General features: G+C 66.3%; 17 protein-coding genes. 5 read left to right on the forward strand and 12 right to left on the reverse strand.

Features of this window, described 5'->3' with window-relative positions:
* Positions 1 to 333 precede the first annotated feature (333 nt).
* The 4 genes from C9992_RS08010 to C9992_RS08025 form a co-directional block, all read right to left on the reverse strand.
* Positions 334 to 1,338 carry an acyl-CoA thioesterase gene (locus tag C9992_RS08010; RefSeq protein ID WP_106815047.1) on the reverse strand — a complete coding sequence of 335 codons (1,005 nt, stop codon included), beginning with the start codon at positions 1,336 to 1,338 and terminating at the stop codon, positions 334 to 336.
* Positions 1,339 to 1,964: 626 nt separating this feature from the next.
* Positions 1,965 to 2,606, reverse strand: coding sequence for an NADPH-dependent FMN reductase (locus tag C9992_RS08015; protein WP_327317186.1), 642 nt, complete (start codon positions 2,604 to 2,606; stop codon positions 1,965 to 1,967).
* A gap of 94 nt (positions 2,607 to 2,700) precedes the next feature.
* A complete protein-coding gene (locus C9992_RS08020; protein ID WP_160150843.1) occupies positions 2,701 to 3,510 on the reverse strand; it encodes a nuclear transport factor 2 family protein in 810 nt (269 codons plus the stop codon).
* A gap of 169 nt (positions 3,511 to 3,679) precedes the next feature.
* Positions 3,680 to 5,359 (reverse strand): FAD-dependent monooxygenase, encoded by a 1,680-nt coding sequence (locus C9992_RS08025; protein WP_200826257.1) that lies wholly within the window; start codon positions 5,357 to 5,359, stop codon positions 3,680 to 3,682.
* 124 nt (positions 5,360 to 5,483) lie between these two features.
* On the opposite strand from C9992_RS08025, the gene C9992_RS18480 reads away from it, so the two are divergent.
* Positions 5,484 to 6,992 (forward strand): FAD-binding oxidoreductase, encoded by a 1,509-nt coding sequence (locus C9992_RS18480; protein WP_160150844.1) that lies wholly within the window; start codon positions 5,484 to 5,486, stop codon positions 6,990 to 6,992.
* Between the two features lie 45 nt (positions 6,993 to 7,037).
* Here C9992_RS18480 and iolM read toward each other — a convergent pair whose 3' ends face one another.
* Positions 7,038 to 8,204 (reverse strand): scyllo-inosose 3-dehydrogenase, encoded by a 1,167-nt coding sequence (gene iolM / locus C9992_RS08035; RefSeq protein ID WP_160150845.1) that lies wholly within the window; start codon positions 8,202 to 8,204, stop codon positions 7,038 to 7,040.
* Between the two features lie 108 nt (positions 8,205 to 8,312).
* On the opposite strand from iolM, the gene C9992_RS08040 reads away from it, so the two are divergent.
* Positions 8,313 to 8,849 (forward strand): cupin domain-containing protein, encoded by a 537-nt coding sequence (locus tag C9992_RS08040; RefSeq protein ID WP_106815052.1) that lies wholly within the window; start codon positions 8,313 to 8,315, stop codon positions 8,847 to 8,849.
* A 52-nt stretch (positions 8,850 to 8,901) separates the two neighbouring features.
* On the opposite strand, the gene C9992_RS08045 is transcribed toward C9992_RS08040, so the two are convergent.
* The 5 genes from C9992_RS08045 to C9992_RS08065 form a co-directional block, all read right to left on the reverse strand.
* The gene (locus C9992_RS08045; RefSeq protein ID WP_106815053.1) at positions 8,902 to 11,148 is read right to left on the reverse strand and encodes a zinc-binding dehydrogenase; all 2,247 of its coding nucleotides are present in this window, start codon (positions 11,146 to 11,148) and stop codon (positions 8,902 to 8,904) included.
* Positions 11,149 to 11,326: 178 nt separating this feature from the next.
* Entirely contained in the window at positions 11,327 to 12,334 is a 1,008-nt protein-coding gene (locus tag C9992_RS08050; protein WP_106815054.1) for an ABC transporter ATP-binding protein, read from the reverse strand.
* The gene (locus C9992_RS08055) at positions 12,327 to 14,309 is read right to left on the reverse strand and encodes a dipeptide/oligopeptide/nickel ABC transporter permease/ATP-binding protein (RefSeq protein ID WP_106815055.1); all 1,983 of its coding nucleotides are present in this window, start codon (positions 14,307 to 14,309) and stop codon (positions 12,327 to 12,329) included. The genes C9992_RS08050 and C9992_RS08055 overlap by 8 nt, the downstream gene beginning before the upstream one ends.
* Positions 14,306 to 15,247, reverse strand: a complete 942-nt coding sequence (locus C9992_RS08060; protein ID WP_106815056.1) for an ABC transporter permease — start codon at positions 15,245 to 15,247, stop codon at positions 14,306 to 14,308. The genes C9992_RS08055 and C9992_RS08060 overlap by 4 nt, the downstream gene beginning before the upstream one ends.
* 208 nt (positions 15,248 to 15,455) lie before the next feature.
* Positions 15,456 to 16,907: an ABC transporter substrate-binding protein gene (locus C9992_RS08065; RefSeq protein ID WP_160150846.1), complete on the reverse strand. Its 1,452-nt coding sequence runs from the start codon at positions 16,905 to 16,907 to the stop codon at positions 15,456 to 15,458.
* Between the two features lie 373 nt (positions 16,908 to 17,280).
* Between C9992_RS08065 and C9992_RS08070 the strand changes: the two genes are divergently transcribed.
* Positions 17,281 to 18,510 carry a flavin reductase gene (locus C9992_RS08070; RefSeq protein ID WP_160150847.1) on the forward strand — a complete coding sequence of 410 codons (1,230 nt, stop codon included), beginning with the start codon at positions 17,281 to 17,283 and terminating at the stop codon, positions 18,508 to 18,510.
* 11 nt (positions 18,511 to 18,521) lie between these two features.
* On the opposite strand, the gene C9992_RS08075 is transcribed toward C9992_RS08070, so the two are convergent.
* Positions 18,522 to 19,673, reverse strand: a complete 1,152-nt coding sequence (locus C9992_RS08075) for an alcohol dehydrogenase catalytic domain-containing protein (RefSeq protein ID WP_106815059.1) — start codon at positions 19,671 to 19,673, stop codon at positions 18,522 to 18,524.
* Positions 19,674 to 19,798: 125 nt separating this feature from the next.
* Here C9992_RS08075 and C9992_RS08080 point away from each other — a divergent pair, with 125 nt between their 5' ends.
* Both C9992_RS08080 and C9992_RS08085 read left to right on the forward strand, forming a co-directional pair.
* Positions 19,799 to 20,536 carry a FadR/GntR family transcriptional regulator gene (locus C9992_RS08080; RefSeq protein WP_106815060.1) on the forward strand — a complete coding sequence of 246 codons (738 nt, stop codon included), beginning with the start codon at positions 19,799 to 19,801 and terminating at the stop codon, positions 20,534 to 20,536.
* 150 nt (positions 20,537 to 20,686) lie between these two features.
* Positions 20,687 to 21,577 (forward strand): fumarylacetoacetate hydrolase family protein, encoded by an 891-nt coding sequence (locus C9992_RS08085; RefSeq protein WP_106815061.1) that lies wholly within the window; start codon positions 20,687 to 20,689, stop codon positions 21,575 to 21,577.
* Positions 21,578 to 21,637: 60 nt separating this feature from the next.
* Here the strand turns inward: C9992_RS08085 and C9992_RS08090 are convergent, their stop codons facing one another.
* Positions 21,638 to 22,870 (reverse strand): acyl-CoA dehydrogenase family protein, encoded by a 1,233-nt coding sequence (locus C9992_RS08090; protein ID WP_160150848.1) that lies wholly within the window; start codon positions 22,868 to 22,870, stop codon positions 21,638 to 21,640.
* Positions 22,871 to 22,909: the final 39 nt, after the last annotated feature.

Here is a 22,909-nt window from a genome sequence, read left to right on the forward strand (position 1 = left end):
CGCCTTCGAGGGTCTTGGGAGCTCGATGACCGCAGCGACGTAGAGCGGGTCGGCCAGCGTCCGAATCGAAATCGCAACCACGCCGGGCAGCGTTGACGTGTGGGCCGTGCGATGCCGAACACATGTGCGATCGCGGCCCCCGCGCTGCAGCAAGTCTCCGACAGCGAGTGCACCCGATGCCCGGATGGTTAGGTTGGGTCAACTCACGGCCGATCGTTGACGCGTCGCAGCGCCCGCTGAAGCGACTCGGGTCGGGTCGGGTCGGATCGATCATCGCTCCCCCGCACGGCGACTCGCCACTCGGCATAGGCCCGCGGGGGCGCGCCCTCCGCTTCAGGGTTCGAGCGTGAGCGACGCCGCGATCGGGACGATCTGCTCCCGCAGCGCCATGATCTCCCGGACGTGTTCTTGCAGCCGCTCGTCCTCGGGCAGGTGCGGCGTCCACTGCGGGACCGGCTGTGCGACGCCGTCGGGCCCCGGGATCACGAACACGCTCAGGCACTGCGTGGTCAGCGTGCGCTCCCCCGGGCTACGGGGATCGGCCGTCCACACCCGGGTGCTCAGGTGCATGCTGTGCCGGCTCGTGTAGACGATGCGCGCGTCGACCTCGACGAGGTGGCCGATGACGACCGGAGCGAGGAAGTGGATGCCGCCGGAGTAGACGCCGACCGCGGCACTCGCCTCATCTCCGTCCCTCGCCCAGGCCGCGGCGCACGCGTAGCCGGACTCGTCGATCCACCGCATGACCGTGCCGCCGTGGGCCTTGCCGCCGAAGTTCACCACCCCCGGCGGGGCGAGGAAGCGGAGCGTCGTGCGCGGGGAGGTGGAGGCATCCGTGTACTCCTCCGCCAGCATCAGCCGCTTGATCTCGGCGCGCGACTCGATGCGCTCCCGGGCGGCCTCGGCGAGCTTGTGGTCGGACCGCGAGACCGGGCGCCACTCCGGCACCGCCGTCGGCCGGCCGCCGGCGTCCTTGGCCACGAAGACGAGCATGCACGTCGTGGCCGGCGTGTACACGCGCTCGCTGACCTCGGCGGACGACACCGTCACGACCACGTGCATGCTCGTGCGGCCCGTGTAGACGATGCGCGCCTGCACCTCGATGAGGCTTCCCGGGGCGATGGGCCGCCGATGCCGCACGTTCCCGACGTACGCCGTCACGCAGTAGGCGCCTGCCCAGCCGACGGCGCAGGCGTACCCGGCCTTGTCGATCCACTCCATCACGCTGCCCGCGGCGACGGAGCGTCCGCTCGCGACGATGTCAGCGGGGACCGCCATGAACCGCAGCGTGATGCGGTCATCGCGTCCCGCGGCGCGGGGGTGCGGCGCATCGCTCATGCTGTCAGCGTATTGCGGGCAGGGCGGGCGCGTCTGGAGGATGACCGTCGAGGCCGACGCAAGAACCGGCAATCTTTCCCACGGGGCAGAGTCCGAAGACCGCCACCTGCGGGCGCGACCGCCGGCAGGCGTGTGCGACAGTGGGCGGACACCCGACGCGCCGTCCGACGCGCCGACGGGGATGCCTGACACGCCGCGTCGTCGCGCTCGGAGCGTGTCCCGATCGGGAACCCGCAGTCGTGCACGCGTAGCCGCGCCGCTTCCCGATCAGCTGGAATGGTCGGAATCACGGCGGCAGAAAGGGCATGCCGGGCCGTGGCATCCGTCGCGAAAGTGCTCTCGCGCGCCCACTCGGAGGTCGGGAAGCTGACCGATGTGGAACAGCCGAGCCCATCCGCCAACCTCCGGCGGAACGCGCAACCTTGGCTCGAGCGCGGCAACGGCCTCTTCGACGTCAGGACCGGAACCTCGGTGCGACACGCAAACGTGCTGCCCCGAGCCGAGCTTGGGAGACCGCTGAGATGGCACCGCGTGTGCGCGGCCGACAAGATCGTGCGAGCCTGTGCGGGCGCCGACTCCGAGGACCGTCTTCCCAAAGACGCAGGTGAAGGAGGGGCCGCATAGATCTACTGGAGACGCTTGACGGGAATGGTGGACGCACGGATGAGTGAGGGCTCCAGCGCATCACCCGTGCACCCACCGAGACGCAACCAGCGCAGGGCGTGAGCCCGTGCGACCAGGCGGCTGAGGGCGTGGGTGAGCATGGCCTCGGTGCGTTCGGCGGGGGTGAAGTCGTCGCCGTCGAACTCGGAGAAGGCGGAAATGGCGACTTGCGCTTTACTGGGCACCATGTCCACGGCGATCGCGATGAGGCGCAGTTGTTCGATCGCTCTTGTCGCGCCGACCGCGCCGTACCCCACGAAAGTCACTGCCTTGTCGTTCCACTCGTGAAACAGATAGTCGATCGCGTTCTTCAGGGAAGCAGGCGGAGCGTGATTGTATTCAGGCGTCACGAAGACGAATCCGTCGTAGGCCGCAATGACTTTCGACCATGCGCGCGTGTGCTCGTGGGCATACTTCTGCTTCACAGCCTGGATGGGCTCGTCCAGCATGGGAAGCGGGTGATCCGCGAGGTCCAACAACTCGTACTCGGCGTCGCCCCTCTCAAGGGCACGGTTCAGTACCCACTGCGCCACCACCGGTCCTCGCCGTTGTGGACGAACCGACGCGATGACTATCGCGATTCGTATCATCGCACTCGGTCCCATGTCAGTCTCCTCCTTGGATGATTCATCGACCGGCCCTACCGAACACGTCGCTCGGGAGCCGGATTCATCCGACAGCGCCGGGGGGATCGTCGCGTCAACGCCCGGCATCGACGGAATCCGGTCTGAGCGCCGGGATGTCCCAGTGCTCTACGATTCGGCGATCAACCACGCGGAAGATGTCGACGCCAAGGCCGGTCAGATCGCCGAGGCGGACGCGCTCGAGGAACCACACCAGATCACCTTCGGCGACAGTGACGAGCACTGTGAAGTGCGGTCTGAACTCATCGGGAAGTCCGCCGACTTCCTCCAGGGATCGGCGGAGGGCCTCAGTTCCGTCGGGAATCATCTCGTTGTGCTGGTAGTAGACCTCTCCCCAGTGCTCAGCCACGACGGCATGGTCGAACTCGAGGAATCGCGCGAATGCGGCAGACGCGATCTCGCGGTTCATCGCTGTCGTGGCGGGGTTCCTGTCCCCCGCAGCATAAGCGCCATGGTAGGCATCGCTGAACACCGACCGCCCGCTCACCGTGCTCGACGGCACGGCGACGTGGAGCTGCCAGTGCTCCGCTACCTGCTCGTCGACGAAGCGGAAGAACTCACACCAGGACTCACCGCTGAACTCGTCGCGGGGATCCGCTGACGCCTGCCAGTGCACGGCGACGAAATCGCCATCAGACACGCTGCGCTTCACCGTCGCGACCGCTCCGGGAAGACGAGCTTGCAGCTCGAGGTAAAGCTGACGCGCTCCGGCCGGCCCATCTCTCAAGGGCTCGGGGGAGCCGTGATGGCGCGCATCCGGCCGGAAGATCGCGTCGAGGACGTCGCTCTCGACGTGGAGTCGTCCGGCCGTCAGAGCGTCGTAGATGCCCAGTACCGACTGACGGCGGCGTTCGGATTCGAGCATGAGCTGTGATCTCCGGTGATAATCAGGGTTGGCATCGTCTCTCCTCCCCCTCTGCCTCAACGTTAGGGAGATGGAATCCCGCGACTTCAAATCGATCGAGCGAAGAAGTGCCGGTTTTTCACGGATGCAAGGTCGGGGTCGAGCCATCGCGTCCGAACCCGGAGCGGTGTCAGCGTGCCGACCACGATGCGTGGCCCGTGACGATGTCCAGCAGCCGGTCGATCTCAGCGGGCAGCTCGTCGCCGCGCCACACCACGTGATGATCGGACCGCACGAGGGCTGCGTTGCGTACGTATTGCTCGATGAGCCCCGGGATGTCCTCCTCGCTGGGGATGAACTCGTCCAGCGGGATGCCACGCTCGGCGGCGCGGTCGACAAGCGCTGCGGCATCCAGCCCGCCGAAGTTGAGCAGCGTGAAGCCGAGTCCGAAGTGGTCGTACAGCGATGTCCCATCGGTCAGCCAGCGATGCGGGGCGCGGTTGCCCGGAGCCGCACTGGGGGTGTAGTCCGCAAAAGTGGGTGGCGGCTCTTCTGTCCCGTCGCGCCAGATGATCGGAGAGAGCGAGTATCGATACCCGAGCTGGCCGCCCATTCTCTTGAACTGGACCATCTTCTTGTCCAGGATGTCGTTCTTCACCGCTTCCCGGACGGCCGCGCCCTCAGCGCCGGGCGCTTCGATACCCGGCCGGACGAGTTCGATCGCGCCGAGGGCATGATTGGCTTCCGACCCGAGCTGGATGAAGCGCACGGCTTCCCGGCGGTCGATGCTGTAGCTGGGCAGGAGGCCGGGGCCGCCCCATCCGTCGACGAGCGCGGCGAGCTTCCAACCCAGGTCGGCGGAGTCGCCGATCCCGCTGTTCATGCCGAAGCCGCCCTGCGGCGAGACCAGGTGCGCGGCGTCGCCGGCGAGCGCGACCCGACCGAAATCGAAGCGCGGGGCCAGCAGGGACCGCTGAGAGAAGGCGCCGCCGCTCAACGGCTCGAGATCGATCTCCTGGCCGACGGCCTTGACGATGAGTTCCCTCACTTGCTCCCAGTCGTCGCCGTCGACACCGTCGGGCACGGGCCCCGCGAAGTACTGCCACGTGTCGGGACCCTGAGCCGTGATGAGGTCGCTGCCTCGGTCCTCGTTGTAGATGTAGACCATCGACACGACCGGGCCGGCTCCGTTCGCCCAGACATCCTTGAGCTGCGTCGACCGGAAGTGCCACGACGTGCTGGGGGCGAGGTTCGGGTTGCCCTCGAGGCGGACGTTCAGGACGTCGCGACGCAGGTGCCCGCGGCTACCGTCGGTGATGACGAGGAACTGTCCGCGGACCTGGTACTCGCCGTCCGGGCCGGTGACGGTCAGCGTGACGCCGTCTTCGTCCTGCACGAAGGTCTCGGCTTCGGAGACGTTCCGATAATCGATCTCGGGTAGTTGCGCGACCCGCTCCCACATGGTCTTCTCGATGCCTTCGTTCGGCGCCCACTCGGCCAGCTCGGCGGCGAAGGGGAGCGGCTCCTTCCACTCATACGAGTTGGGAAGGTTTAGGATCAGCTCCCCGTTCAGCCGGGTCACGAACGAGACGTCGCGGCGGACGTCGTCGGGAACCGGGTCGTTCGCGCGGAGGGCATCGGCGATTCCCCAGCGCCGGAAGTGCTCCATCGACCGAACGTTCGTCATGTTGGTCCTGAGCAGGAACGGCTTGCCTCGCTCGCGACGCTCTATGACGATGCTCCCCACACCCCTGAGCGCAAGGTCGATGGCGAGCGAGCTGCCGACGGGGCCGCCTCCCGCGATGATGACGGGCGCGTCATACGTCTGTTCACCCATGGCGACCTCTTCTCCTATGAAGCTGGTGGGCATCCGCACGGCCTCGCCGTAGCGCCCGAAGGGTATACATCCATTCTTAGCACAATTCCCGGAATAGGATAATGTTGGACCGACCGCGGCCGCGGATCAGCACGACTCGATGAAGAGGAGCAGCAAGATGGAAGCCCGAGTAGGCGCAGATGCAATCGAAGCGGCGATCAACGCGCTCAGGGCCGCACTCGGCTCCGACGCTGTCATCGCAGACCGGGACCAACTGAACGAGTTCAGGGATCCCTTCTACGTCCTCGGCGATGACAGCCACGACGTCTCGGCGGCGGTCTTCCCGGTCTCCGTCGAAGAGGTGCAGTCGGTCGTGCGGATCGCGAACGAGCACAAGGTGCCGCTGTGGACCGTGAGCCAGGGTCGCAACTACGGCTATGGCGGGGCGGCACCCCGGGTCAAGGGTTCGATCCTCGTCAATCTCTCGAAGATGAATCGGATCCTGGAGATCAACGAGGAGCTGGGCTACGCCGTCGTCGAACCCGGCGTCCGCTGGTTCGACCTCGTGGATGCCCTCGAAGCTGCCGGAGGCAAGTGGTGGTCCTCGATCCCGGACCTGGGGTGGGGATCGGTCATCGGCAACAGCCTGGAGTACGGCCGGGGCCACACGCGCTTCGGGTCGCACGGACACAACATCGCGGGGATGGAGGTTGTGCTCCCGAACGGCGAGGTGATGCGCACCGGCATGGGCGCGATGACGGGGAACAAGGCGTGGCATGCCTACCCGTTCTCGTACGGCCCGACCGTCGACGGGCTCTTCATGCAGTCGAGCATGGGAATCGTCACGCGGATCGGGTGGCGGCTCATGCCCCGACCCGAGAAGTACGCCTCGTGCTGGGTGCACTTCGACGGCGACGAGATCATCGTCCCGGTCATCGACGCGATGCGAGAGCTTCAGCTCGACGAAACCATCAACAACTACCCGTTCCTGGGGCGAGGCGTCTCGGCGAATGCTGAAGGACAGCCTGACCTGGATCCGAACAGCCAGAAATGGGCCCTCCGATTCGCGCTCTACGGCTACGAGGAGATCGTGGAGGCGAAGTGGCGGATCGTCGAGCGGGTGCTGGGATCGATCCCGGGCGTCGAAATCGGAAGGAAGGTGTACGACGGCACCGATCGGGTCGGCCCTGACAAGGGCATCCACGACGACCGGGTCCAGGCCGGGATCCCGGGCATGGAACTGCTCGACCTGTACAAGGTCCCGTTCGGCCCGGACACCGGCCACCTCGACTTCTCCCCCATCGGCCCCCTCATCGGCTCAGAGGTGCTGAAGATGGTCCGGCAGGTCCAGAAGTTGTACGACGAGTTCGGCGAGCCCTACGCGGCCGGATGCATGCTGCTTCCGACGAGCATCATCGTCGTATCGGTCATGTTCTTCGATCCGAAGGACAAGGAGAAGACCCTTCGCATGTTCGAGAACTTCGACCCGATGCTGGCGAAGATGAAGAGCGAGGGCTACGGGCTCTACCGCACCGGCATCTACAAGATGGATGCCGTCGCCGACACCTTCGACTTCAACGACCACGCTCTCCGCCGGTTCGTCGAGACCATCAAAGACGCTGTCGACCCGAACGGAGTGCTCCAGCCGGGCAAGCAGGGCATCTGGCCGCAGGCGTATCGCGGTTAGCCGCATCCCGCGACCGCCGGATCCGAAGGGATCCGGCGGTCGCGTTCACGGTACGTGGATCATGACCTTCGCTGCCGACTTCTCCGTGGCTCGGTTGACGGCCTCGACTGCTCTGTCGAGAGGGAACCGGTCGGTGATGATAGGCCGGAGGTCGATTCGTCCTGCTGAATGGAGAGCGACAACGGGTTCGACACCTCCGATGTTGCCGATGGAGCCGTAGATGCTGGCGCCCTTCACCATGTAAGCCATGGTCTGGAGAGGCACACTGCCACCCTGGGAACCCAGGAGCACCACCTTGCCGCCCACGGCGAGTGACCTCTCGATCTGGGGCAGGACAGCGCCGGCGGCCCCTGCCGCCTCGATCGCCATGTCCACACCGTTGCCACCCGTGCGCTCGAGGGTGACCTCCCCGGCGGCCGTCCCCGCCTCGCTGAGGGCACGAACATCGAAGGCTTCGTCAGCGCCCAGCCGGAGCGCGAGCTCTGCGCGGGCGGGATTCGTCGCGAACGCCAGCACGGATGCCGCCCCGGCGGCACGGGCGAGGGCGATGGCCGCCAGGCCGATGGCACCGCATCCGTGCACGGCCACCGTCGCGCCGGGCTGGACGCCGCCCGCCCTCGCGAACATGCCCAGGTAGGCGACGGAGGCGGGCTCGCAGAGAGCCCCGATCTCGTAGATGTCGGACTCGCTGAACCGTTCACGCAAGCCGGCGAGGGGAACCACATTGGATTCGCGGGACAGCACGTACTCCGCCATGCCGCCGTCGATGCTGAAGCCCTGGTCCTCGGCATCTGTGCAGTGGCTGGGGAGACCCGCGCGACAGGCGCTGCAGACACCGCAGTACTGCAGGGTGTGTACGGCGACCGGATCGCCCGGACGGACCGAGCGCACGGCCGCACCGACCTCCGCGACTTCCCCCGCGAGTTCGTGACCCGGCACGAGAGGCAGCCGCACACGGTAGGGAAGAAGCACGTACCCGTCGGCGTCGGTCTCGAACAGGTGCGCGTCCGATCCGCAGATCCCGACCGCGCGCACGCGGACGAGTACGTCATGAGGATGGCGGATGCTGGGGACCTCGCGCTGTCCGACGCTCCATCGGGGGCTGCGCCACGCCAGGCTGGCGTTCCTGGTCCACCGGCCTTCTCGTTCCTGCGCAGAGAGCTCAGCATCGGGTCTCGGATCCCACTCACCGGCAACCTCGACTACCTTCATCCGGCCCATCCGGGCCCCCTCTCGACATCCATAAGGCAAACAACCGACATTAACTATTATGGAATCTATCCGGCCGAGTGGCCGATTCAATCAATCGAAGGAGATCGAATGAAGGTCCGCCGAGTCGTCACGGGTCTGGACGAGCAGGGTCGCAGCTGCGTGGTCCAGGACGGACCCGCCCCCCGTACCCACGACTTCGTCCATATCCCTGGGTTCAGCAACACCGTGGTGTGGGCGCTCGCCGACAACTCCGCACCGGCGGCGTCGCCGCAGGACATCACGACCGCCCTGTCGTCCCTGATGCCCTCCGACGGGGCGTCTGCGCTCACGATCGTCCAGTTCCCTCCGGTGGGGACGATGGAGACGGTGGACGGCGCCCAGGCCGCGGAGGAGCAGGCCCGTGAACTTCCCGGGCTCGCCGAGACCTTCGATCCCAGGCGGCCCGGCTTCCACACGACGCAGACGATCGATTACCAGATCGTGCTCAGCGGCGAGCTCTGGCTGGGCCTGGAGTCCGGTGAGGAGACCTTGGTGAGGCAGGGAGATGTGGTTATCCAGAACAGGACGAGCCACGCGTGGACGAACCGCGCGCAGCAGCCTGCGATCCTCGCCGCCGTGTCGATCGGGGTGAGAGCCGATAACTGACCGGCATGGGGAAGGGGGTGTCGCTGACCTGAGCGACACCCCCTTCCTTTCGTCACATCTCGACGACGAGCTTCTTGTGGGGGCTCTTGTCGATGCGGCCCCACACCTCGCTGATCGAATCGAAGGGCACGCGCTCGACCTCGAGAGACAGCTGGCCGGCGTTCGCCCAACCGGCGAGCTGCTGGTAGGAGGCCTCCCACTCGTCGAGCGGAACGAGCGGCTTGAGGTGACCGAAGACGCTTCGTCCAGTGAGGAACGGGTAGGCGATCGTCGTCGCCGGCTGTCCGCCGGACATGCCCACCACAACGTAGCGAGCGCCGATCTTGGTGGCGGGCAGCGCGGCGGCGAAAGCGGGCCCCATCACGGCGTCGAGCACGACGTCGAAGCCGATGGCCGCCGACTCCTTGATGGCCGCCGCATCGCCCTCGCCACCGGTCAGCACGACGTAGTCGTCCAGCACCCCCTTGGACTTCAGCGCCTCGAGGACCTCGACGTTGCGAGCAGCGCCGATCACCCTCCCGGCCCCGAGAAGTCTGGCGGCCTGCGCACCGATCTGACCGACCGCTCCGGTGACACCCAGGATCAGCACTTCGTCACCGGGCCGAACCTGAGCGCGCCACTGGAGCCCGGTCAGGGCGATCACACCAGACGTGCCGAGCGCGGCCGCGAGACCCTCGTCGAGGCCGTCCGGGATCGGGTAGACGCGCGACCGGTCACCCAGAAGGACCTTCTCGCCCAGGGCACCGTACGGCGGCTTCGAGTCGCTGAAGTAGACCTTGGTGCCGTCCTCGAGCCGAGCGACGCCCTCCGTTCCGACGACCGACGGCACGACAGGCGGGCCGAACGGGCCACCCGCGGCAAGGCGGAGGTCGATCGGGTTCAGCGCGGCGACGATCACCTCGGCGACCTGCTCACCGGGCTCGGGCACCGGTGCGGCGAACTCGCCGACGGCCGGAGTTCCGGCCACCTCACTCAAAACGGCTGCCTTCATAAGCTTCTCCTCGCTCGTGGTTCCTTCCGCAGAGTTCCCGTCCGAAGCACTCTTCTGCGACGTGACCTGACTGCGGAACATATCGGTCGATCGTGTCCCGAGTCCGAGCACGTAGCGGATCGACCGCTCGCCGACCAGATCCCAGTCCATGAACGCGTGGTTCGCGATGACGTCGATGTCCCGGCGATAGCGCTGCAGCGCTTCCTTCGTCTGATACGGGCTCGAGCCCATCCCGTCGCAGAGGATGCCGATGAGCTCCTGGGCGAGATGGACGATCGTCGTCTGGTCGAGCTCGATCTGGCCGATCTCCTGCTGGCTCCATGGCTCGAGCGCGTCGGACTTGCGGATCGATTCTTCGAGGATGTGCTTGTAGAGCAGCTGCGCACAGCGGAGCTTCTCCCATGCCTGCGCGAAGCGCATCCGTGACTGGGGTAGATCCGATCGCATCGCGCCACCGAATGCGCGAGTCGTCGCCAGACGCGACTTGACGATGTCGACCACGGCCTCTGCGGACCCGAGTGCAATCGCCGTGATCATCATCCCGAGGCTGGCGTAGGGGGGGTACCGGAGGAACTTCTCCTCGTGCACGATGCCCGGGTGCTTGTCGATCGACAGCATCTGCTCCAGCGGAACCGCGTAGTGCTCGGGGACGAAGACGTCATCCATCGTGACGCTCGCGCTGCCCGTCGCCGCCATACCCGACATGAACCAGTCGTCGTTCACAGTGACGCCGGGCTGCGCCAGCGGAACGAGGAACGTGGTGGGAGTCGGAACGCCGTCGACCGACACGATCGACGAGCAGAAGGTGTAGTCCGAGTTCCAGAGCCCCGAGGCATAGCGGAAGGTACCCGACACCCGGAAGCCGCCTTCCACCTTCTCCGCCTTGCCGGCAGGGGTGAGCGGTGCCGCCGCGAGGATGAAGGTCCGGTCCTTGAAGAGCTCCTCCTGTGCCTTCCACGGAAGGTGGGCGGCCATCCAGCTGTGCTCGATCAGGAATGCCAGGGTCCAGGCAGCCGAGGTGTCGCCGTGCGCAAGGACGCGCGAGACCTCGCACAGAGCACGGGAGCCCAGGCCTTGGCCACCCCAGACTCGCGGCGTGAGGGAGTCCATGAGGAACTCCGCGTCCTTCACCGTCTGCGGCGGCTGGTAGCGCAGAGCCTCGGCCTCCTGGGCGCGCGCTCGCAGCGTCGGGATGAGGACCTTCGCCCGCTCGATGAGGCGGTCTGTCGCCTCTTCGAAGTCGGGATCACCGGCCCCGACGGAAGCGGGGCTTCCGGTGGGTGCCTTGGCAGCTTCCACGATGCTCATCTGTTGCCTTCCTGCGGTCTTAAGCGATTCCAGTCCGCTTGCTTTGGGGTTGTGATGCGCCCGACCCGCACCGGCTCGAGCTTCAGCACTCGATTAGACCGTAAGTCTTTTGTTGGTCATTTGTCAATCGTCCAACATAAGGCCGTCCACGAACCTCTCGAATCACTCTTTCCGCGCCTCAGACCGCCGCGTTGCGGACCGGCATGTTCTGCACGCCGCCGGTCGTGTCGGCGACCTCGTCATACCGGTGGCAGACGACCCGTCCGCCGTCCGGCGCTGTGCGCAAGGGCGGAGGCTCGGTCCAGCATCTGTCGATGACAAGCGGGCAGCGGGGCGCGAAGGGACAGCCTTCCCCCGCACGCGGTTCCGGCCGAGGATCGCGCGTCCGCGGCAGCCGCTTCTTGCGCGTCCCCGTCACATCGGTCTCGGGCGTGGCGGCGACGAGCGCCTGCGTGTACGGGTGACGTGGGTTGTGGGCCACCGTGGCGGCGGGGCCGTCCTCGAGCACCTGCCCGCGATAGAGGACGATGATCCAATCGGACATGTAGCGCACGACGTCGAGGTCGTGCCCGATGAAGCAATAGGTCAATGAGTCGCTGGAGCGTGCCTCGCGCAGCACATTGAGCACCTGCGCCTGGACGGAGACGTCCAGAGCGCTGACCGGTTCGTCGCAGACGATCAGGCGGGGCCCGCTCATGAGCGCCCTGGCTATCGCAACTCGCTGACGCTGACCACCTGAGAGCTTCGAGGGATACGTCGCCGAGACCGAATAGGGCAATCCCACGCGATCGAAGAGATAGGCGATGCGCGCAAAGGTCTCCGCGCGGACGCGACGGCCGCCGGGCACCTCCTCCGCCACGCTCACGCCGACCGGCAGAGAGGGGTTGAGTGAGCTGAAGGGGTCCTGGAAGACCGCTCGGATCTGACCGGGTCCTGAACGAAGGCGCTGATGCTCCGGGCTGCCGACATCCACCCCATCGAAACGGATGCTCCCGGAGGTGATGGGCACGAGACCGAGAATCGCGCGACCGATCGTGGTCTTCCCTGAGCCCGACTCCCCCACCAGTCCGACGGCTTGTCCTTCCTTGATGGTGAACGACACCCCGGAGACGCCGGTGACGCGCTCGCCGCCTCGTCGGTACTCGACAGTCAGGTCGGAGACCTCCAGCAACGGTCGATCAGGCACTGGCGTCCTCCTTCTCGGGTTCCCGCGCCTCGAGCCCGGGAAGGGGGTGGATGCATCGCGCCGCGTGCCCGTCTGCACCTCTGATCATCGGGATCGGGGCCGCGTCGCAGGCATCCGTTCTGAAGGCGCAGCGTGCCGCGAAACGGCACCCCACCGGCCAGTCAGCCGGCGCGATCACACTGCCCTCGATCGTCGGGAGCATGAGCGAGTCGTCCGTGACATTCGATGGCCGACAGGCGAGCAGCGCCGCCGTGTAGGGGTGGACAGGCCTGTTCACGACATCGACGAGATCGCCGCGCTCGACGACCTGACCCGCGTACATCACCAGCGCCTTGTCGCAGAACTCGGCGACGACACCCCAGTCGTGGCTGACCAGCAGAATGGCCATCCCGTACTGTTCCTGCAGCGATTGGAGCAAGGTGAGGATCTCGGCCTGCACCGTGACGTCGAGCGCCGTGGTGGGCTCATCGGCGATCAGCAGCCGCGGGCGAGTGGCGATCGCGCGTGCGATCCCGACCCGCTGAGCCATTCCTCCGGAGAGCTCGTGTGGATACCGGTGAGCAGCGCCCTCCGGATCCGGCAGCTGTACTTGTCTGAGGAGCTCGATGACACGCCGGTCCGCTTGACGACCGGAGACCCCGTCCCGCAGACGCACGATCCTCTTCAGAAGCGTTCCCACCCGGAGCGTGGGATCGAGTGCGGTCATCGGATCCTGAGCGATATAGCTCACGTCGTCCCGGCGGTACGCGTAGAGCTCGCGCCCGGCCAGACGTACGACGTCTGTCCCCTCGAAATCGATCGTTCCGCCGAGGATCTCGCCGCCCCCTGGAAGCAGCCGCGCGATCGCTCGCGCGACAGAAGTCTTGCCGCACCCGGACTCACCGACGATTCCCACCGTCTCTCCCGGTGCGATGTCGAGATCCACCCCGGTGACGACCGGGCGAGCGACGCCGTCCACGACGAATCCCACCGTCAGCTCGCGGACCGACACAAGGCTCGCTGACGATCCGACAGACGCGTCAGGGACGGTTGCAGAAGCGACGCTCACCACCGGCTTCCGCGACTTCTCGGATCGGGACCTCCTGCGCCTCGAGGGAGCCCCCGCCCACGCGTCGACCGTCACATCCCGAACGGCGTCACCGATGAGAACCAGCGCAAGAGTGACCGCACCCAGAGCAAGACCACCCGCGATGACGGGCCAAGGGCTCAGGTTGAGCACCTGGGATCCTTCGAAGATGATCGAGCCCCAGTCGGGATTCGGGGGCTGGGTCCCGAAACCGAGGAAGGCCAGACCGACCGCGAATTGCAGGGCGATCGCGGATACGAGCGCGCACTGAACGAGAATCGGACCCATCACGCGCGGAAGGACGTGCTTGGACACGATGCCGGTACCGGTCACACCCGCGACGACGGCAGCGTCGATGTACAACTCGCGACTGACCGCGAGCGCCGGACCCCGGATGTTCCGGACGACGGGCGGCGCGAGAAGCAGCCCGAGGCCGATCATCGCGAGCGACGTGTAGCCGGCGAACAGGGACATGATGACGAGCATCACGACCATGGCGGGAATGGCGAGGCCGACGTCCGTCACGAACATGATCGACCGGTCAGCCCACCCGCGGGCGTGGGCTGCCGTAAGTCCCAGCGGAACCGCCACCAGGATCGCGACCACTGTCACGATCAGTGCGTTGGGGAGGGTGACCTGGCCGCCGTAGAGCACACGCGTGAGCAGATCGCGACCCAGCTGGTCCGTTCCCAGCCAGTGCTCCAGACTCGGCGGCTGCAGGGAGTCCTTGAGGTCGACGACGTTGGGACCGGCGGGAAACAGAACCGGTGCCAGATAACAGGCGAGCACGATCGCGACGAGGGCGATCAGAGCCGCCATCCCGAGCCTGTTCCGCCCGAATGCACGGGCGATGTTGGTCCACGTTCGCGGCGGAGGGGCGGGCACCACCAGGTTGCTCGTCGCAGTCATCGGACACGCACCTTCGGGTTGAGCCAGCCATACAGGAGATCGATGATCAGGTTCGTCACGATCACGACGACACAGAAGACGACGGTGACTCCCTGAAGCACGTAGATGTCACCGGAACGAGCGGCGGTGACCGCGAGACTTCCGATCCCCGGAAGCACGAAGACGGACTCGATGAGCACGGTGCCGCCGAACATCCCGATGACGAGCACTCCGGCTCCCGTCACGATCGGGATCGCGGCGTTCCTCAGCCCGTGCCTCAGCACGATCCGCCACTCCGGGAAGCCATCCGCGCGCAGAACAGTGATGAACTCGCTGCCCATGACCTGGCGCATGGCGTCACGGGTCTGCTTTGCGATCGCCGTGATGCCGATCACCGCGAGAGCGATCACCGGCAGGATGAGAGACCGGAGCCACTCGATCGGCGATGCCGAGAAGTCCACGTACCCCGTCGCGGGGAGCCACCCGAGGTTGACGGCGAAGATCAGCACCAGCATGAGCCCGAGCCAGAAGTTGGGGATCACATAGCCGGCCACCGCGAGGACGTCCGTCGCCTTTCCCACCGCACCGCCTCGAACGGCGCTGATCAGCCCGAGGGCGACGCCGACGATCACGGTCACGAGAGTCGCGAGGAGCACGAGGGAGATCGTGACGGGAAGTCGATCGGCGACCGCCTCCGTCACGTTCTGCGATGACACCAGCGAGTTGCCGAAGTCACCCCGGACCGCGCCTTGGAGCCATGTCCAGTACTGGACCACGATGGGTTGGTTCAGTCCGAGCTGATCCCTCAGCTCTTCGACTGCCTCGGGACTGGCAGACGTGCCGAGAATCGTTGCGGCAGGATCACCGGGAGCGATGGCGGTGAGCACGAAAGTCATGGCTGACACCACGAACAGGAGTACGACCGCCAGCAGCAGACGGTGCGTGATGAGGCGGATCATCGCGCGTCGCCAACCGCCGGCGCAACCGACCTGGTCTGAGATCTGAGCAACTCTGCCCCCGTCTGTAAGTGCGGTAAACGCAATTGTAGGATATTAGACCGCTTTTGAAAACCGTCACGATTCTCGGCCAATTGGCGGCCGTCCCCTCAGCACACTGTTGCGGGCGCGCCCTTGAGGACGCGCCCGCAACAGTCGCCGTCAGCGTCGTTTACTCGGTTCCGCCGCCCTGCCATGCCTCGTCGGTCACCGGACTGAACGGGTTCGCTTCGATCGTCCAGAACTGCTCAGGCACGTTCTGCACGTCGGGGTCGACGGCTATCAGGGTGGTGATGCCGGCGATCGGGACCGCGTAGACCAACTCGTTGAGCGCGCTCGTCGCTTCCATCGAGAGCGCGGTCTGGGCGTCGACGTCTGGTGCCGTCGCGGCGGCGTTCAGCGCACTCACCAGACTCTCGTCGAGCGGAACGTTCTTGGGGTTGGCCAGGCCACCCGTCCGGAACAGGGTGTAGACGGCGCCCGAGATGCCGTTGGCACCGGTAGACAGGATGACCGAGTCGTACTGGCCCATCTGCAGCGCCACCTCCCCCGGACTTCCGTCGAAGGGAACCAGGTCCAGTGTCACCCCGACCTCCGCGTAAGCCGCCTTGAGCGCCTGGCCGAGTGCTGACCCGGGGTCGAAGAAGGCCGGATCGAACATCGAGATCGTGAAGCCGTCCGCATAGCCTGCCTCGGCGAGCAGCTCCTTCGCCTTCTCGGGGTCGTAGGCGTACATGTCGACGTCGTCCTCGTTGTAGCCCTGCGCTCCTTCGGGAATGAAGGAACTCGTCGGCGTCGCAGACTCACCGTACAGCGCCGTGGCGATGTCCTCGCGGGGCGTCGCAAAGGCGAGGGCCTGGCGCACCTTGACTTCAGCCAGGGGCCCGGCATCGCGTGCCGAAAGCGAGAGCGTCGCGAATTTGCCGAGGGGCCCTCGCGACAGGGTGAGACCCGCGCTCTCGACTGTCGCCAGATCCGCGGTGGAGATGTTGGTCGCCGAGCTCACCTGGCCGGAGCGGATCGCGTTGAGCCTCGCAGCCGGATCCTGCATCGGCTGGTAAACGACCTTCTCGTAGTGGATCGCATCCTGGTTGTAGTAGTTGTCGTTGGGCACGTAGACGTACTTCGAGCCCTTCGTCGTCTGGGAAGAGTCCAGGACGTACGGGCCGCTCCCGTAGGTCTCGTCGACCATGAGGCTCCGGTCCGCTGCCGCAGCAGGGTTGACGATGTAGCTGAGGCCACTCTGACCCGAGAGGAGATAGAGCGCGTACTCGTCGGTCAACGGCTCGGCGAAGGTGATGTCCACCTGATCATCGCCCGCGGCAGCGGCGCCCTGGAACGGATAACCCAGAGCCGCGAAGGGGCCGGGTGCCGACAGGTACGAAGTGAACGACCCGGCGACGGCCTCGGCGTCGAGCGGCGTGCCATCCGAGAACTTAACGCCTTCGCGCAGCGTCAACCGGAGCACGGTCCGGCTGTCATCGGTCCACTCCCACGACGTCGCGAGCCCGGGTCCGATCGATCCATCCTCGGGCGAGATGTGCGTCAGCGTGTCGTACGAGACGCTGCAGAAGATGACCGGCACACAGTTCGCCGTGTCCATGTTCGCCACGTCTCCGGTCACGGCCAGGGTGAGGGTTCCGCCGCGGCCCGCATCGGCCGACTCCGACGGATCGGCACCGCCCCCGCCTGTGCAAGCTGAGAGAGCTATCGCGAGCAACAGGGTGCCCGACATGGCGATGGCGCGGGGGCGCCAGCGATTGTTGATCGGCATATGCACTGTCCCCTGTCTGGGTCCGTCCTGCTCTGGACGCCATTGTCTGAGTTTTGACTCAGACCCTTTTGTCTGAATCTGGGCCAGAGAATATCCCGCGCATGCATCCCTGTCAATCTGGCGCATCGCGGGCCTCGCTGCGCAGTAACAGGGGGCCGGGTGTGGAGGGTTGATAAATGTCGGACGAAAGACAACAATGAGACCGAGCAGTGAGGAGAACGGCATGGCAACGGTGCGAACGCCTATCGATCCCGTCCAGTTCCGCGAGGTGATGGGAAACTATCCCACGGGCGTGACGGTGGTGACAGCGGTAGACGACGCCGGCCCGATCGGCATGGTGGTCGGCACGTTCTCGTCGGTCTCCCTCGATCCGCCACTCGTCGCCTTCCTCCCGCAGACGCGCTCGGGAACATACGCGCGACTGCGCAACGCCGGGGCGTACTGCATCAACGTCCTGGCGCACGATCAGGTCGATGTGTGCCGGCTCCTCTCGGGCCCTGATCCGGACAAGTTCGACAAGGTCGAATGGAAGCCGTCTTCGCTCGGCGCGCCGATGATCGAGGGCGCCGTCGCGTACATCCACTGTTCACCTCGGCCTCCGATCGATGCCGGGGATCATTACATCGCACTCTGCGACGTCCTCTCCCTCGAGGCGAACCGGCAGACGACCCCGCTCCTCTTCTTCCAGGGCGGGTACGGAGGTTTCTCACCTCACGGGATGACCGCATACGGCGACGCCGATCTGATCGAAGGCATTCGACTCGCCGCATTCGCCCGGCCCCAGATCGAGCTCCTCGCGCGTGAGCAGCAGTGCGAGGCCGCAGTCCTCGTCGCCGTCACCGCGAATGAACTGACCACCGTCGGTTCGGCATACGGCGGGGAGGCCAAGATGAGTGAACGCATCGGCGAACGCCTCCCGATGAAGCCCCCCTTGGGCGAGGCGTTCATCGCGTGGGCCCCCGACGCCGCCCTGGAGCGATGGCTCTCCGGCGCGGCGAGGGACCCTGAGACGGTCGAAAGCCTGAGGCAGCGACTGGCGACGCTCCGCGCCCAGGGATACGCGGTGTCTCAGATCGGCCCCGAGGGCGGCAGCCACCGCGATCAGCTCGTCGCGCTCATGGCCGAGTATGCGGCAGGCGACCTCACGCCGGCTCGCGAGCGATCCCTGCTCGGCAGAATGGCCCAGCTCATGCACTTCTTCGACACGTCGGATTTCGATGACGACGGGACCTACAACCTCGGCGGAGTCATGGCGCCCGTCCTGAACGAGCAGCGGAACATCGTGATGCTGCTGCGGCTCTCGCAGCTCCCGCAGAGCGTGGATGGCAGGCAGGTCAAGCGCTGGATCTCGGAGATCCGCGCAGCGGCAGCTGCGGTCGAGTCCGAGCTTCGCGCGGACGACTCCGTCGACCTGGACCAGTCGCTGGCCTGGGCGAGGTCGATGTTCGCCTGACTCCCCGCGGCTCAGGCGGGGATGACCACCGCCTTCGCCCGCGAACTCGTGGCGGGATCGGCTAGACCCCCGAGCACCTGCTCGAGGGGCCATCGCTTGCCGATCATCGCGCGAAGATCGATCCTCCCCCGGGCATGGAGTTCGACCACGGGCTGGTAGCCGCCGACATGACCCATGCTGAAGGTCTGGGTGGCTCCTTGAACCATTGCGGCGATCGGCGAGAAGGGTGCCGCCGGGCCTCCGACCCCGAGGTGCACGATGTGCCCGCCCACCCCGAGCACTCGCTGGATCGTCGGAAGCACCTCACTCGCAGCGCCGGTCGCGTCGACCGCCACATCCACCCCGATCCCGCGAGTGGCGCGTAGGACGGTCGTGCCGGATTCGGCCGCGGAGTCCGCGCAGACCTCGTCCGCGCCCAGGAGCCTCGCGAGCTCTGCGCGCTCTTCGATCTCGTCGACCGCGATGACCGTCGCGGCCCCCGCGCACCTCGCGAGTGCCACGGCCGCCAGCCCGAGCGGGCCGCACCCGAAGACGGCGACACTGACGCCGGGTCGAAGATGCCGATCCTTCTCGAACAGGGCTAGATACGCGACGGCGGCCGGTTCGCAGAGCACGCCGATGTCGAAGACGGCGTCCGCGTCGAACGTGGGGCGAAGGGATTCCAGAGAGTGGACATAAGCCTGCGGGGCCACGGCATACTCGGCGATCCCCCCGTCGAGTGTGAAGCCGGCGAAGTCCGCCTGCTGGCACGAGTTCGGCAGCAGCATCCGGCAGGCCGTGCAATGTCCACACGGGCGCAGGGCCTGAACCGCGACAGCGTCGCCCGGGCGCAGCCGGTCGACCGCGGTACCGACTTCGACGACCTCCCCCGAGAACTCGTGGCCCGGAATGACGGGGAGGCCCATCCGGTACGGCAGCATCACATACCCTTCGGCGTCCTCGCGCGTCATCCGCAGCGTGGAAACGGCCAAACCTGCCGCTCGAACGCGAACGACGACGTCGTCTGCCGAAGCAATCGCGGGTCGCTCGACGTCGGTCACGCGCCACGAGGGGTGCCGCCATACCTGACGGGCCTCGCGCGCCCACCGTCCTTCGACCTCCTCCGCCGTCAACTCGTAGCCGGACCGAGGCTTCCATTCCCCGTTGAGTACCAACGCACGCATGTCGAACCCATCTGAACGGCGGTTTTGCGAATAGTCTGATAATAGTCAACGTCCGAGCAAACGCCGGACTCGCTGCACGCACGGACCTAACCGGAGGCGAACGAGTGAACGATAAGATCAGCCCCATGTTCACGCCAGACCGCGTTCGCCGACCCCGCGAACAGGTGGAGAAGCAGTTGCGAGACGCGATCGTCTCGGGGACGTTCAAGAAGGGGGAACGGCTGCCGAGCGAAGCGACTCTCGCTCAGGACTTCCAGGTCAGCCGAACGACCGTCCGCGAGGCGCTGCGTGTCCTCGTCTCAGAGGGTCTGATCTCGAAGGTCCCAGGCGCAGGTGGCGGCAGCTTCGTTCAGAACGTCGACCATGACTCGCTGCGAAATCTGCTCTCCGGGTCATTGGAGACGATCTTGAAGTTCGGCGCCCTCACGCTCGATGAGGTGACGGTCGTGCGGCGCCTTCTCGAGGTCCCAGCAGCGCGACTCGCAGCCGACCACCGGACCCCGGAGCAGGCCGCCGAGCTGCAGACGCTGATCGCACGGCAAGACGCCATCGTCGCGGACTCGGGCCGCGACAGCCGCGACCCCGAGCAGTTCGAGATCGGCCAGTCGATTTACACGATCGTCGGAGAAGCGAGCGGCAACCGACTACTGGGTTCGTTCATCGCCGCCATCAGCCAGGTCACGATCGGCGTCTACATGCGGGAGCTTCCCGCCGACGAGGCCGAGCAGGCCCGTGAGGTCACCCGCTCGCTCGTCGATGCCATCGTCGCCGGAGATGCCGACCTGGCCGAGGAGACGATGGCAACGGCACTCGGGCAGATCGAGGACCGCCACCGCCTCGCGGCGTCCCGAGCCGACCGCTGAAGCCCTCGCGCTCGCCGCACGAAACCTGGTGGCGCCGCCTCCTCTGTCCAGGAGTGGCGTTGGTCGCTAAATGTCCATCTTTTGCCTTTGGTCTCTAGGTTGATAGTCTGACTCTTGTCGGGTATTCACCCATTCAGAATTGGAGATCAAATGAAGCTGGCTTCTCTGCGGACGGAAGCGGGCATCGTCGCCGCAGCCGTCGTCGGTGACGAGATCGTGGATCTGAGCGTCGCCGCACCGCAACTCCCTGACGATGTGGTCGAGATCCTGGCCCTCGGGCCCACCGGGGCGGAAGCTGTGCAGCAGGCCGTTGAAAGCGGTGCGGGACGGGCGCCTCTCGACCTCCAGCGGCTGGAGTCGCCCGTGCTGAATCCCCCGAAGTTCATCGCCATCGGCAAGAACTACATCGAGCACGTCCGGGAGATCGGCGAGGAGATGCCGACCGACCCCACCGTGTTCGCGAAGTGGAACAACACGATCGCCGCACCGTACGCGGAAGTACAGGTCCCGGCCGTGTCCGACAAGCTGGACTTCGAGTGCGAGCTCGGGGTGGTCATCGGGCGCCGGGCGAAGCACGTCTCGAAGGAGAACGCGGCGAGTGTCATCGCGGGCTTCACCGTCATCAACGACTACAGCGTCCGCGACTACCAGATGCGCGGCGGTCAGTGGGTGCTCGGCAAGTCGTTCGACGGCCACGGCGTTGTCGGTCCGTGGGTGATCACGCCGGACGAAGTAGATCCCCACAACCTCCCGATTCGCACGATCGTGAACGGCGAGGTGCGGCAGGAGTCCAATACGAAGAACCTCATCTTCGACGTGTACACCCTGATCGCTGAGCTCTCCTCCGCCGCGACCCTGGAACCCGGCGACCTCATCGCCACCGGAACGCCGGGCGGAGTGGGTGTCATGGAGGGCCGCTATCTGGCGCCTGGGGACGTCGTCCGCGTCGAGATCGACGGGATCGGCGCGATCGAGAATGTGATCGTTCAGGAGCCGCCCCCCGTCGAGCGGATCGAGGCGCCGAGCACTCTGTACGTCTGAGATGGCGACGCGAAAGGGGCGGGGGGGGGGCGCCCCCCCCCCCCCGCCCCTTCTGCAACCTCAACTCACCCCGAGCTCGAGGGTGGACCACGCCCGCGCCATCGTGTCCTCGATGATCATGTTGACGTGGCCCCACGCCTGGGAGAGGTCGCGGTACGCGCGCTCCATGCGCTCGCCGTTCACGGAAGCGCTCGAGCCGGCGGTGCGATAGATCGTCTCCTCGACGGTGCTCCACGCCAGCCGCGTAGCCTCCCGGCACATCATGTTGATCATCATGTCTTCCTTGGTGGTGAAGGGTTCGCCACCACTCGCCGCTCGGGCGCAGATCTCCATCCAACGCTCGGCCGCATCGTTGACGATTGCCTGTGCAGAGTTGAGTCGCACCGACGCCAGGCCATACCAGCGCTGGTAATCCGGGTCGTAGAGTCGAGCCGCGGGCGCGCGACCGGCATCGCCGGCTGTCTTCCGCTCATGGAGGAGGCGTTCGTACTCATCCAACGCACCGAACGCTCCTCCGATGAAGACGGTGGCGAGGTCGAGGCCGAAGAAGCCCTGCCCCGGGGCGAGATGCATGGGGTTGCCGTGCAGCTCGAAACCGGGAGAGGTGGATGACGTCTTGAGGTCGACCTGCATGGTCTTCTCGAGGACGTAGCCTTCGGGCAGCCGGGCATCCCGGAACACGATGGTATTTGAGCCGCTCCCCTTGAGTCCCAGCGTGCGGCCCCAGTCGTCCAGGATCTCGTAGCGATCACGCGGCGCGATGAAGAACACCTGCCCCCGGGGCTTTCCGTCGTCGCCCATCTCGAACGCCTGACCGAGGTAGTGGGTCGAGTACGGACTCCCCGACGAGTAGGGATGGGTGGTGTTGAGCGTCCAGGTGCGGTCATCGTTGCGAAGTGCGGGACCACCGGGCCGGGCGGTCGACGGAATCACCACGTGCCCGTCCGCGAAGATCTCGTCCTGCACCTCCTTCGGCCAGAGCGACGCCACCAGCAGCGCGTGGCTCGCCCCCAGCGTCAGGCACCAGCCGGTCGACATGCAGCCACGGGCGATGGATCCCATCACCTTCAGGAAGCTCGGCATGTCGTAGGCATAGCCCCCGTAGAGCCGCGGGATCAGGAGCTTGTACAGACCTGCGTCGCGAAACTCCTGATGACGCTCCGGGGAATAGGTGGTTCGCGCCTCCACCGAGGCCTGCTCCTCGATCAGGCTGGGGCGGATGCGCTCGGCGAAGGCGAGCGCATCCTTCAGAGGGAGCTCGCCGGAGACATCTGGACTCGCGCTGACGGTCATGCCCATGAGACTAACATCCGACATTCATCATCCGATCTG

The organism is Microbacterium timonense (assembly GCF_900292075.1).
In the GTDB taxonomy this organism is placed as follows: domain Bacteria; phylum Actinomycetota; class Actinomycetes; order Actinomycetales; family Microbacteriaceae; genus Microbacterium; species Microbacterium timonense.